Annotated in this window: 12 protein-coding genes; 7 read left to right on the top strand and 5 right to left on the bottom strand. The window is 73.0% G+C overall.

Going from position 1 to position 12,219, the window contains the following annotated elements; translation table 11 throughout:
* From AB0J68_RS15090 to AB0J68_RS15080, 3 genes are all read right to left on the bottom strand, one after another.
* Window positions 1-121: universal stress protein (locus tag AB0J68_RS15090; RefSeq protein ID WP_363938937.1), on the bottom strand; the 121-nt coding region annotated here is incomplete at its 3' end.
* Between the two features lie 10 nt (window positions 122-131).
* On the bottom strand, window positions 132-2,525 hold the full coding sequence (locus tag AB0J68_RS15085) for a phosphoketolase family protein (protein WP_363938935.1): 2,394 nt from the start codon (window positions 2,523-2,525) through the stop codon (window positions 132-134).
* A 67-nt stretch (window positions 2,526-2,592) separates the two neighbouring features.
* The gene (locus AB0J68_RS15080; protein ID WP_363938933.1) at window positions 2,593-3,453 is read right to left on the bottom strand and encodes a universal stress protein; all 861 of its coding nucleotides are present in this window, start codon (window positions 3,451-3,453) and stop codon (window positions 2,593-2,595) included.
* A gap of 194 nt (window positions 3,454-3,647) precedes the next feature.
* On the opposite strand from AB0J68_RS15080, the gene AB0J68_RS15075 reads away from it, so the two are divergent.
* From AB0J68_RS15075 to AB0J68_RS15045, 7 genes are all read left to right on the top strand, one after another.
* Entirely contained in the window at window positions 3,648-3,884 is a 237-nt protein-coding gene (locus AB0J68_RS15075) for an HTH domain-containing protein (protein ID WP_007457155.1), read from the top strand.
* The gene (locus AB0J68_RS15070) at window positions 3,884-4,462 is read left to right on the top strand and encodes a Clp protease N-terminal domain-containing protein (protein ID WP_354855457.1); all 579 of its coding nucleotides are present in this window, start codon (window positions 3,884-3,886) and stop codon (window positions 4,460-4,462) included. The genes AB0J68_RS15075 and AB0J68_RS15070 overlap by 1 nt, the downstream gene beginning before the upstream one ends.
* A 93-nt stretch (window positions 4,463-4,555) precedes the next feature.
* Window positions 4,556-5,560, top strand: a complete 1,005-nt coding sequence (locus AB0J68_RS15065; RefSeq protein ID WP_363938931.1) for a diacylglycerol kinase family protein — start codon at window positions 4,556-4,558, stop codon at window positions 5,558-5,560.
* Window positions 5,553-6,554 carry a YihY/virulence factor BrkB family protein gene (locus AB0J68_RS15060; protein ID WP_355063842.1) on the top strand — a complete coding sequence of 334 codons (1,002 nt, stop codon included), beginning with the start codon at window positions 5,553-5,555 and terminating at the stop codon, window positions 6,552-6,554. Before AB0J68_RS15065 ends, AB0J68_RS15060 begins: the two co-directional genes overlap by 8 nt.
* 71 nt (window positions 6,555-6,625) lie before the next feature.
* The gene (locus AB0J68_RS15055) at window positions 6,626-8,116 is read left to right on the top strand and encodes a phosphatase PAP2 family protein (protein ID WP_354855421.1); all 1,491 of its coding nucleotides are present in this window, start codon (window positions 6,626-6,628) and stop codon (window positions 8,114-8,116) included.
* Between the two features lie 17 nt (window positions 8,117-8,133).
* Window positions 8,134-8,922: an endonuclease/exonuclease/phosphatase family protein gene (locus tag AB0J68_RS15050; protein WP_363938929.1), complete on the top strand. Its 789-nt coding sequence runs from the start codon at window positions 8,134-8,136 to the stop codon at window positions 8,920-8,922.
* Window positions 8,923-8,969: 47 nt separating this feature from the next.
* The gene (locus AB0J68_RS15045; protein WP_363938927.1) at window positions 8,970-10,088 is read left to right on the top strand and encodes a hypothetical protein; all 1,119 of its coding nucleotides are present in this window, start codon (window positions 8,970-8,972) and stop codon (window positions 10,086-10,088) included.
* A gap of 132 nt (window positions 10,089-10,220) precedes the next feature.
* Here the strand turns inward: AB0J68_RS15045 and AB0J68_RS15040 are convergent, their stop codons facing one another.
* Together AB0J68_RS15040 and AB0J68_RS15035 are read right to left on the bottom strand one after the other, a co-directional pair.
* Window positions 10,221-11,060 carry an alpha/beta hydrolase gene (locus tag AB0J68_RS15040; protein ID WP_354855418.1) on the bottom strand — a complete coding sequence of 280 codons (840 nt, stop codon included), beginning with the start codon at window positions 11,058-11,060 and terminating at the stop codon, window positions 10,221-10,223.
* Window positions 11,057-12,019, bottom strand: coding sequence for a TIGR03557 family F420-dependent LLM class oxidoreductase (locus tag AB0J68_RS15035; RefSeq protein WP_354855417.1), 963 nt, complete (start codon window positions 12,017-12,019; stop codon window positions 11,057-11,059). Before AB0J68_RS15035 ends, AB0J68_RS15040 begins: the two co-directional genes overlap by 4 nt.
* Window positions 12,020-12,219 lie beyond the last annotated feature (200 nt).

The following is a 12,219-nucleotide window of genomic DNA, read 5'->3' as shown; positions in this document are numbered from 1 at the left end:
CGAAGACGTACGCCAGCCGCACCGGCTGGCCGCTGCGCTCGGCCTCGGCCAGCGCCCAGTCCAGGGCCACCGACGCGTCGGTGGAGCCGTCGTAGCCGACCAGGATCTCCGCGTCCCGCACGTCGTCCTCCTCAGGGGTTGGTCGGGTTGGTCTCGCGGACCCAGCGCCACTCGGCGACCCGGGGGTCGTCCTCGCCGTGTTCGCGGGTGTAGTCGCGGGCGGCCTGCCGGGCGTCGACCATGTCCTGGCGCAGGTGCGCGGCGCGGGCGCCGAGGCCGGGCACCCGGTCGATGACGTCGATGACCAGGTGGAAGCGGTCCAGGTCGTTGAGCATCACCATGTCGAACGGGGTGGTGGTGGTGCCCTCCTCCTTGTAGCCGCGCACGTGCAGGTTGCCATGGTTGGAGCGGCGGTAGGTCAGCCGGTGGATCAGCCACGGGTAGCCGTGGTAGGCGAAGATGACGGGCCGGTCCGCGGTGAAGATGGTGTCGAACTCCTTGTCGGGCAGGCCGTGCGGGTGTTCGGTGTCCGGCTGCAGGCGCATCAGGTCGACCACGTTGACCAGCCGCACCTTCAGCTCCGGCAGGTGCTCGCGCAGCAGCTCGGTGGCGGCCAGCGTCTCCAGGGTGGGCACGTCACCGCAGCAGGCCAGGATGACGTCCGGCTCGCTGCCGCCGTCGTTGCTGGCCCACTCCCAGATGCCCAGGCCACGCCGGGTGTGCTGGATCGCCTCCGTCATCGTCAACCAGTTCGGCGCGGCCTGCTTGCCGGCCACCACCACGTTGATGTAGTGCCGGCTGCGCAGGCAGTGGTCCATCGTGGCGAGCAGCGTGTTGGCGTCCGGCGGCAGGTAGACCCGCACCACCTCGGCCTTCTTGTTGACCACGTGGTCGATGAAGCCGGGGTCCTGGTGCGAGAAACCGTTGTGGTCCTGCCGCCAAACGTGACTGGACAGCAGGTAGTTGAGCGAGGCGAGGGGCTGCCGCCAGGGGATCGCCCGGGTCACCTTCAGCCACTTGGCGTGCTGGTTGACCATCGAGTCGACGATGTGGATGAACGCCTCGTAGCTGGTGAACACGCCGTGCCGGCCGGTCAGCAGGTAACCCTCCAGCCAGCCCTGGCACAGGTGCTCGGAGAGCACCTCCATGACCCGGCCGTCGGGGGAGAGGTGGTCGTCGCCGGGGACCGTGCCGGCGATCCAGGCCCGGTCGGTCACCTCGAAGGCGGCGCCCAACCGGTTGGACGCGACCTCGTCCGGGCCGAACAGTCGGAACGTCTGCGGGTTGGCGGTGATCACGTCGCGGATCCACGGGCCGAGCACCCCGGTCGCGCCGGCCATCGGCTGGCCCGGCTCCCGGACGTCCAGACCGTAGTCGCGGAAGTTGGGCAGGGTCAGGTCGCGCAGGACCACTCCGCCGTTGGTGACCGGGTTGGCGCTCATCCGTCGGTCACCGCGTGGCGGCAGCGTGCGCAGCTCGTCGACCGGAGCGCCGGTGGCGTCGAACAGCTCCTCCGGCCGGTAGCTGCGCAGCCAGTGCTCCAGTTCGGCCAGGTGGGCGGGGTTGTCGCGGACGCCCGACAGTGGCACCTGGTGTGCACGGTACGTGCCCTCCACCTGGGTGCCGTCGACCTCGCGCGGGCCCGTCCAGCCCTTCGGCGTCCGCAGCACGATCATCGGCCAGCGGGGGCGTTCGACGACACCGCCGGAACGGGCCCGCCGCTGGATCTCGGCGATCTCGTCCAGCGCCCGGTCCATCGTCGCGGCGAGCGTGCGGTGCATCACGGCCGGGTCGTCGCCGGACACCACGTACGGCTGGTAGCCCGAACCCCGCATGATGTCGAGCAGATCGGACTCGGGGATCCGGGACAGCACGGCCGGGTTGGCGATCTTGTAGCCGTTGAGGTGCAGGATGGGCAGCACCGCGCCGTCGCGGGCCGGATTCAAAAAGACGCTGGAGAGCCAGCTGCCGGCCAGCGGCCCGGTCTCCGCCTCACCGTCGCCGACCACACAGGCCACCACGAGGTCCGGGTGGTCGAACGCGGCGCCGTAGGCGTGGCTCAGGGCGTACCCGAGCTCGCCGCCCTCGTGGATCGAGCCCGGCACGTCCGCCGCGACGTGGCTGGGAATGCCGCCGGGGAAGGAGAACTGCCGGAACAGCCGGGCCATCCCGGCCTCGTCGCGCGCCACGTCGTGGTAGCGCTCCGACCAGGTGCCCTCCAGCCAGGTGTTGGCCACGATGGCCGGGCCGCCGTGGCCGGGGCCGGTGACCAGCATCGCGTTCAGGTCGCGGGCGACGATCACCCGGTTGAGGTGCGCGTAGATCAGGTTGAGTCCGGGGCTGGTGCCCCAGTGTCCGAGCAGCCGTGGCTTGATGTCGTCGGGGGTCAGCGGCTCGCGCAGCAGGGGGTTGCCCAGCAGGTAGATCTGCCCGACGGTGAGGTAGTTCGCGGCACGCCAGTAGGCGTCCAGCCGGCGCAGCTCCTCGTCGGTGAGTGCGCGCTGCACGTCGAGAGCGATGTCCATGGTGCTGCCTCTCGCGGGTAGGGGGCGGGTGTCCGGCGTCCAGCCTCGCCGCCGCCGACGCGGCCGGTCAGGGCCGTTGGTCCCGGGTCGGGCGGGCGTCGGGCTCGGTGAGCGGCATCTCGGCCAGGCCGCGTACGACGACCACCGGGGCGGGGGAGTGGTAGAGCAGGGACTGGGCGACCGCGCCGAGCATGGCTCGTCCCGGTTCGTCGCCCCGGGCGGCGACCACCGCCAGCTGGGCCGACCGGGACGTGTCGACGAGCACCTGCCCGGGGTCGCCGCGGGCGACCCGGCACTCGGTGGGCACCCCGCTGTGGCGGTCGGTGTGGCGGGCCAGGGCCTCGCTGAGCTGCTCGGCGACCGCGTGGGTGTCCTCGTTGCTCTCCGCCACCCGCAGCGCCACGAGGCGGGCGTCGCGCCTGCGTGCGCAGTCCACGGCCCACCGCAGGGCGAGGTGTGAGCTGGGCGAGCCGTCCACCCCGACCAGGACCGGGCCCTGCGGCGGCGGTTCGCGGCGGACCACCAGCAGCGGGCAGTTGGCTCGCGCGGCCAACTGCACGGCGGACGTCTCGGCCGGGACGCACTGGCCGCTGCCGGCCATTCCGCTGTCGCCGACCGCCAGCAGGAAGGCCGTCTCGGACCGGCGGATGAGGGTGGGAAGCAGGCCGCTCTCGACGATCTCGGCGCGTACGGTCAGACCGGGTTCGACCTGGTGGGCGAGCTGGGCGGCCCGGGTGATCAGGTCCTCGGCCTCGTTCCGCGGCGCGGCGACGGTCGCCGCCTCGAAGGCCGCGTGCCAGTCGAAGGTGTGCACGACGTGCAGCGGTCGGCCGTGCCCGGCGGCCTCCTGCGCGGCCTGCTCCACGACCGGAAGGTCACCGTCCGAGCCGAGGCCGACCAGCACCTCCGCGTCGGCGGATACCGCCATCCGATATCACCTCCCGGGCGTCGCGCCCGGCACGACCGCGCTGTCTCCTGACTGAGGGTAGTCGGGTGGACGCGGCGGCGGGCCGGTTCGGGCCGCGCCGACGGGCCTGCGGTGGCCCGCGCATCGGGGGGGGCGACGCGACCGGACGTCAACAAAGGTTGACAGCGGTGGTGGTGTCAACGTATGTTGACGGCATGAGTCAGGCGACGGAACTCGCGGCGGCAGCCGGCAGCACCGACCCCCGGGTCGGGCTGCGCGCCGTCCGCGCGCTGCGCCGGCTGCTCGAGCGACTCGAGGTGGTCCAGGTGGACAACGCCCGTCGACAGGGCTGGTCCTGGCAGGAGATCGCCGACGCGCTCGAGGTCAGCCGGCAGGCGGTGCACAAGAAACACGCTGGGCGACCGGCGGTCAACTCATCCTGGGAGGCGTGATGTTCGAACGGTTCACCGAGCGGGCGCGCGGCGTGGTGCGGCAGGCGCTGGAGGAGGCGCGGGCCGAGGGTCAGCGGCCGGTCGGCACCGAGCACCTGCTGCTCGCCCTGCTCGCCGACGAGGCCGGCCTGGCCAGCCGGGTGCTCACCGACGCCGGGGTGCGCGCCGACGACCTGCGCGAGCGGGTCCGGCGGCACACCAGCGGCGGAGGCGCTGGCCTCGGCGACGCGGACGCGGCGGCGCTGCGCGAGATCGGCATCGACCTGGCCGCCATCGTGGCCCGCATCGAGCAGTCCTTCGGCCCCGACGCGCTGCGCGAGGCCGTCCCGGCGCCGCGCCGCCGCTGGCGGCGTCGACGCTACCTCGGCGGGCCGTTCTCGCCCCGGTCGAAGAAGGCGCTGGAGCTGTCGCTGCGCGAGGCGCTGCGGCTGCGCCACAAGCACATCGGCACCGAGCACATCCTGCTCGGGGTGCTGCGCGAGGGCCAGGGGCTGGGCGCGCTGGTGCTCACCGAAGCGGGCGTCGACCTCGACGATCTGCGCCGACAGGTGGAGACCGCGCTGCGGACGGCGGCGTGACGCACGCGTACGCGTTGAAACCTGTCTGTGGCACTTCCGACGCCGGCCGGTCATCGGGTCGCTGAAGGCGGCCCGGTGCTGCACACTTGCGCCGTGGATGCTGGACAGGACAGGCGCCCCTCGGGTGGCGACGGCGGGCTGCGCTCCGCCGTGGTGGTGAACCCGGCCAAGGTCGACGATCTCGACGAGCTGCGCCGCACCGTGAACGACGCCCTGGGCGCCGCCGGCTGGCCCGAGCCGCAGTGGTTCGAGACCACCGTCGACGATCCCGGCCGCGGCCAGACCGAGCAGGCCGTCAAGGCCGGCGTCGACCTGGTCTTCGCCTGCGGCGGCGACGGCACAGTGATGTCCTGCGTCAGCGGGCTCGTCGGCACCGACGTGGCCCTCGCCGTGCTGCCGCAGGGCACCGGCAACCTGCTCGCCGCCAACCTCGGCCTCTCCACCGACCTCGCGGCTGGGCTCCAGGTCGCCGTCGAACGCGGCCGGCGGCTGCTCGACGTCGGCGCGGTGGAGGACCAGTACTTCACCGTCATGGCCGGCATGGGCTTCGACGCCCAGATGCTCGCCGCCACCAACGAGACCACCAAGGCCCGCATCGGCTGGCCGGCGTACGTCATGGGCGCTGCCCGGCACCTGCGGGACCGGCCGATGCGGGTGCAGATCCGCATCGACGACCGCCCGCCGGTGCGCCGCCGGGCCCGCTCGGTGCTGATCGCCAACGTCGGCCGGCTCCAGGGCGGGGTCCGCCTGCTCACCGAGGCCGAGCCGGACGACGGCTGGCTCGACGTCGCCGTGCTCACCCCGCGCAACCTGCGGCACTGGCTGGCCCTCGGCTGGGCGGTGATCCGCCGCAGCGGCCAGGTGCCGCAGATGGAGGTCTTCCGCGGCCGGACGGTGGTGGTCAGCAGCGACCGGGCGCAGCCGCGGGAGCTCGACGGCGACCTCATCGCCCCCGGTCGGCGGCTGCACGCCGAGATCCGACCGCAGGCGCTCTGGCTCTGCGTCCCGCAACCCGAGGACGCCCCCGACCTGGCCGTCGACGCGCAGGGCGCCGGGGAGCGGGGCGAGCAGCTGATCGAGGAAGCGCGCCGTGAGTAGCACCCGGATCGTGCCGGAGACCCGGCTGATGGCCAACGAGGAGCTGTCGGCCGACGACGCCTGGCACACACTGCGCCGCAAGGGCGGCTGGCACCTGCTGCGCGACGCGTTCATCCGGTTCCGCTACGGCGACGGGTTCAGCCACTCCCGCGCCTTCGCGTTGCAGCTCTGCCTCGCCGTGGTGCCGTTCCTGATCGCCCTCACCGGTCTGATCAGCAAGCTGGGTGTCGAGGAGGGCGGCCAGGTGGTCGCCGACACCGTGCTGGCGCTCACCCCGGGCCAGAGCGCGCAGGTGGTCGGCGAGCTGCTCGGCGAGGGCGAACGCGTCGAGGACGCCGGTGAGCTGGCGCTCACCCTCGGTCTGCTCACCGGGCTGGTCGCGCTGACCACCACGATGGCCCAGATCGAGCGGGGCGCCAACCGCATCTACGGGGTCGAACGGGATCGCCCGGCCCTGCCGAAATACCTGCGGGCGGCCGTCCTGGCCGTCACCGCCGGCCTGCCCGCGCTGGCCGGCTTCCTGATCCTCGTCGGCGGCGGGGCGATGGGCGACTCGGTACGCAAGCACTACGAGTGGGGCGAGGTCGCCACCGGCGTCTGGGACGTGGTCCGCTTCCCGCTGAGCCTCGGGCTGACCGTGCTCGCCGTGGCCGTGCTGTTCCGGCACGCGCCACGCCGCAACCAACCCGGCCTGTCCTGGCTCTTCTTCGGCGCGGGCATCGCCACGGCCCTGTGGTGGCTGGCCAGCCTGCTGCTCGCCGCGTACGTGCGGTTCAGCGACGGCTTCGGCCAGACCTACGGCGCGCTGACCGGCATGATGGCGCTGCTGCTCTGGGCCAACCTGACCGGCATGGCGCTCTTCGGTGGGCTGGCCTTCGCCGCCCAGCTGGAGGCGCTGCGCATCGGCGTGGAGGAGCCGGCGCAGCCCGACCTGTGGGAGCCCGAGACCGACCGCGCCGAGCTGCTCGACACCGGGGACATGACGGCGCTCTGAGCGGCGCCCGGGTGTACGCCTGACCCGGATCGGGTACAGCGCCTCGCCAGGTACAACAAGGGAGGTGCGGGGTGACCGCGGTCAAAGAGGTGGCTCGACGTCCGATCGGTCACTTCGCCGAACGGAGCATCGCCGGCCTGGTGGCCGTCACCGGTGCCGGCGTGGCTTTCGGGCTGTTGTTGTTGCTCGTGCGGGTGCGGTGGAGCCCGTTGCAGGACGCCGACCACGCGGTCGCCGAGTGGTTCAACTCGCTCGTCGCCCCGCACCACCCGCTGGTCACCGTGCTTCAGGCGGTGACCGACCTGGGCGGCCGGCCGATCCTCATCTGGCTGGTCACCATCGCGGTGGTCGGGCTGCTGATCCGACGGCAGCCCCGGCTGGCCGTCTACCTGATCATCACCGGGGTCGGTGGGCTGATCCTCGACCCGTCGCTCAAGACCCTCGTCGGCCGGCTCCGCCCGGTGGTGGACATCCCGGTCGCCAGCGCACCCGGCAACAGCTTCCCGAGCGGGCACGCGCTGGGCTCGTTCGTCGCGTACGGGGCGCTGCTGCTGGTGTTCCTGCCGGCGATGGCACCGCGCTGGCGCAAGCCCGCGATCGTCGGCGTCGGTGTGCTGGTGGCGCTGATCGGGCTGACCCGGATCGCGCTGGGCGTGCACTTCGTCTCCGACGTGCTGGCCGGCTGGCTGCTCGGCGCCACGTGGCTGGGCGTGACCGCGTACGCCTTCCGGCTGTGGCGGCGCGAGCGCGGCCGGCCGGTGCCGCCGCTGAGCGAGGGGCTGGAGCCGGAGGCCGGGCACGAGATCGCCCCCGCCCCGGCCGAGGAGCACGTGCTGGCGCACCCCCGCTCGGCGGTGGCCGAGCTGCTGGTCGGCTGGGTGCTGGTGTTCGGCGCGCTGTACGGCTTCGGCACGTACGTCAGCTATCACGCCAAGGGCACCTTCTTCGACACCCTCGACACCGAGGTTCCCCGCTGGTTCGCCGCCCGGCACACCGACATGCTGACCGAGGTGAGCTGGTGGTGGAGCAAGTTCGGTGACACCCACGCGATCCTGCTCATCTCGCTGGTGTTCTGCCCGCTGGTGCTCGCGGTGTGGCGGCGGTGGCGGCCGGTGCTGTTCGTGGCGCTGGCGATGGTCGGTGAGCTGACCCTCTTCCTCGCCTCGGCGCGTGCGGTCGACCGGCCACGGCCCCCGGTGGAGAACCTGGACGGGCAGATGCCCACCTCCTCCTTCCCGTCCGGGCACATCGCGGCGACGATCTGCGTCTGGCTGGCGATCACCCTCATCGTGTTCCCGCGTACCGACCGCTGGTGGCGGTGGGTCTTCGTGGCGTTGGCCGTGATCATGCCGGCCGGGGTGGCGACCTCGCGGATGTACCGGGGGATGCACCACCCGACCGACTTCATGGGCGCGATCCTGCTCTCCGCGCTCTGGATCGCGCTGCTCTACCTCGTGATCCGCCCGAACGCCGACCTGACGGAGGGCAACCAGCCGGCCATCGAGTCCGACGACGTGGACACCCTCGACGACGAGCTGGCGCGCGCCGGCCGAGCCGACTGAGCGCTGCCGTGCGGGTGATGACCTGGAACATCCGCACCGGCGGCCGGGACCGCGGTGGCTCCGACCGGCTGGATCAGGTGGTTCAGGTCATCGACCAGCAGAGGCCGGACGTGTTGGCCCTGCAGGAGCTGCGCGGCTTCGACCGGGACGGGTTGATGGCCACGGTGGCGGGCCGGGTGGGGATGACGCCCCACCTGGCCCGGTCCTGCTTCGGGCAGCCGGTGGCGGTGCTGGTCCGGCCGCCGTACCGGGTTCTCGCCGCGGGGGCGCTGCGCCGGCCGTTCCACCACGCCGCCGCCCGCGTCGTGGTGTCCACCTCGGCCGGCCCGCTCACCGTGCTCGGCACCCACCTCTACCCGTACTCCGGCGGACGCCGACGGATGGAGGTCGACTGGCTGGTGGCGGCGCTGCGCCACGCCCCGGGGCCGCTGACGTTGCTCGCCGGCGACCTCAACTCGCTCGACCCGACGGTCGACCACACCGCTCGCCTGGCCGGCCTTAGCGCCATCTACCGGCAACGGCATGTGCGCCGGGGCGGTGGCGCCGTGGACACCCGCGCGATCGGCCGCCTGCTCGCCGCCAACCTCGTCGACCTGTGGCCGTCGTCCAACGTCCGAGCGCCGGAGGCCGACGGTCTCACCGTGCCCACCCGCTTCGGCGGGGCCGAGTTCGCCGGCATGCGGCTGGACTACCTCTTCGGCAGCCGCGCGGTGGCCGAGCGGGTGCATGGCTGCCAGGTGATCCGTGGTGCAACAGCGGACACGGCCTCCGACCACTATCCACTGCTGGCCACCATCGACCTGTGACCGCGCGGGGCCCTGGCCGATGGCGTCGCCGGGCTACCGTGCCCACCGTGACCGACCAACCACCGCTCCCCGCGCCGCCCGCCGACAACCCGGCCGCGCCCCCGGTGATGCTCGCGGCCCGAGCCCCGTCGGCTGTCCGCACGGCGGAGCCGGCCGCCGTCGCGCTCCCGCTGGTCGCGGCCGTCGCGCGCGGTGTCGCGCTGGTCTTCGTGCTGCCGGTACGCCTGCTCTGGGAGCTGATCGCGGCTGCCGGCCGGCTGCTGCGCCGGTACCTGCTCACCCCGGTGGGACGGTTCCTGCGCGACTGGCTGGTGGCCCCGTTGGTCTGGGCCCTGGACCGGCTGCTCTGGCGTCCGCTGCTGTGGTGCGCCGACCGTCTACTGTGGCGTCCCCTGCGCTGGGCGGCCCGCAATCTCGTCTGGGTGCCCCTGGTGTGGCTGGCCCGGGGTGTCGCGTGGGTGGCCCGCACTCTCGTGTGGTTGCCACTGGTGTGGTTGGGGCGGGGTGTCGCGTGGGTGGCCCGCACCCTCGTGTGGTTGCCACTGGTGTGGCTGGGGTACGCCCTCGCTTGGACGGTCCGCACGGTGCTCTGGTCGCCGCTGGTGTGGCTGGCCCACCATGGGCTGCGCCCGCCTCTGGTGGCCCTGGGACGCGTGCTGGTCTGGCTCGCCGAGCACCTCATCGTGCGGCCGCTGCGCTGGCTGGGCGCGACGCTCGCCCCCGCCGGACGGCTGCTGTGGCGCGGCGTCGCCGTGCTCGCCGGGGCGTTGGGCACCGCGCTCGTCGCGCTGGCGCGGGGATTCTGGTGGGTCGTGGTCGGCCTGGCGCGGGGAGTCTGGTGGCTCGTCGCGGGGTTCGGCCGGCTGGTCGTGGCCGCGCTGGTGGGAGCGTGGCAGACCGCCGGCTGGCTGCTGCGGTGGGTCTACCGACTGCTGCTGCGCCCGGTCGGGCTGGGGCTGCGCTGGCTGTGGCGGCACACCGTACGTCCGCTGCTGTCGGGCATCCGCTGGGTCTGGTCGGTGACGGTCGTGCCGGCGGCGCGCAGCCTGCGAGCGGTCTGGCGGGCGACCATCACGCCGGCGGCCCGGTGGACCCGCCGCGCGGTGCTCGACCCGGCCCGGATGGCGTCCCTGGAAGTGCTGAGCGCACTGGGTCTGCGCCGCTGACGACGCCTCAGAGCACGAGGTTGAGCAGCACGGTCAGCACCACCGAGGCCAGGATCGAGAAGAGGATCATCAGGAGGCAGCCCAGGCCACCACCGAGCGGGCGGATCTCTGTGTTACCGAAACGCATGGGTTTCACCTGTCCGTGAGTGCGGGCTGCGGGGTGAGCAGGTGGCGGATCGCGTCGGCGACCGCCGTCGGAGCCGTGGTGGCCACGTTGTGTGCGGCCCGGGGAACGACCACCAGATCGGCGTCCGGGACCAGCCGGGCCACCTGGGTCCGCCAGGCGGCCGGCGCGACGGGATCCCGCGCGCCGGTGACGACAAGCGTCGGCGCCGTGATCCGGACCAGGTCCGCCTCGATCGTGTTGCGGACCGAGTGCGACAACGTCGCCAGGACCCGCCAGGGTCGCGCGTTCCAGACGTCCCGGAGCAGGATCGGCGCCTGCAACGGCGACTCGTGCAGGGTGTCCACCAGCCACCGGCCGAACTGGGCCCGGCGGGACCGGCCGGCCGGGTCGGCGGTCGGCCCGGCCAGCACCAGCGCGCGTACCGCCTCCGGGTGGGTCGCCGCGAGCGCGGCGGCCACCTCGGCGCCGAACGAATGCCCGAGCAGGCAGACCGGCGGCAACCGGTACGCCGCCAGCCAGGCGGCCAGGTGTGCGGCGTGCCGGCGCACGTCGTACGCGCCGTGGGGGTGCGCGGTCAGGCCGAAGCCGGGCAGGTCCGGCACGTACACCGGATGGGTTTGGGCGAGCGCGACGGCCAGCGGGGTGAGGTAGCGGTGCGAGACCGCCAGGCCGTGCACCAGGACCACGGGCGGGTTGCCGGTGCCGGGGTCCGGGCCACGCCGGGTGTGGGTACGCAGCCCGTCGACGAGCCGCCACTCGCTTGTCAAGCCGGCGGCCGGCCGAGGCGCGGCGATGGCGAGCCGCAGCTCGGCCGGCCCGAAGCGGCCGGCGGGCGTCAGCCTCACAGTTGGCGCAGCCGGGGCAGCAGCTGCTCCTGTGCCCAGTCCAGGAACATCGGCTGGCTCTCGCCGCCGACCTGGATGATCGCCACGTGCGTGAAGCCGGCGTCGACGAACTTGCGGAACGCCTCGACGTGCGCGTCCACGTCCGGGCCGCAGGAGATGCCCTCGGCGACGTCCTCCTCGCGCACGAACTGGGTGGCGGCGGCGAAGGCATCCGGGTCGGGCAGGTCGGCGTTGACCTTCCAACCCATTCCGAACCAGCGGAACTGGTCGTGCACGGTCTTGCGGCACTCGGCCTCGTCCGGGCCGTAGCAGATGGCCACCTGCCCGTAGCGGGGCTGGCCGACGCCACCGGCGTCGTCGTACATCTCGATGATGTGCCGGTCGGGCTCGGTGGAGACGAGGCCGTTGCCGTACTCGGCCGCCAGGGTGGCGGACTGCCGGCCGGAGGCGGCGATGGCCATCGGCACCGGCCGCTCGGGGCGGTCCCAGACGTAGGCGTCGGGCACGTCGAAGTGGTTGCCGGAGAAGGTCAACGTCTCACCGTTGAGCAGCGGCCGGATGATCTGCAGCGCCTCCTCGAACATCTCGTGGCGCTGCTGCACGTGCGGCCAGCCGCCGACGACATGCTCGTTGAGGTTCTCCCCGGCGCCTAGGCCGAGGGTGAACCGCCCGTCCGAGAGCGCCCCGATGGTGCTGGCCTTCTGCGCGACCACGGCCGGGTGGTAGCGGCGGATCGGGCAGGTCACGAAGGACATCAGCTCCGCGCGGGAGGTGGCGTGCGCGACCGCGCCGAGCACCGACCAGGCGTACGGGGAGTGGCCCTGGGCGTCGAGCCAGGGATAGTAGTGATCAGAGATCACCAGTTGGTCGAAGCCGGCCGCCTCGGCCCGCACCGCGTGGTCCACCAGCTGCTTCGGACCGGCCTGCTCGCACATCAGGGTGTAGCCGACGCTCACCATCCGGGTATCTCCTTCTCGCCGACGGTTCGTCCCGAGATACCCAGGTCAGCGGCCGTCAACCCTCTCGTCCGGTTCGGACGGCCGATGCTTGACGGATGCCAGCGACCGGCCTACGGTCGTCTTAACCGGTTAAGACCTACGGTCTGGCGCACATCCTGTGGTGGGGATGATCGCCCCGTGACGGCCCGCGTGGAAGCGGG

It is taken from the genome of Micromonospora sp. NPDC049580 (assembly GCF_040675595.1).
Classification (GTDB): Bacteria; Actinomycetota; Actinomycetes; order Mycobacteriales; family Micromonosporaceae; genus Micromonospora.
The sequence above is the reverse complement of the archived record's forward strand: the minus strand, read 5'-3'. Positions and strand labels throughout refer to the sequence as shown.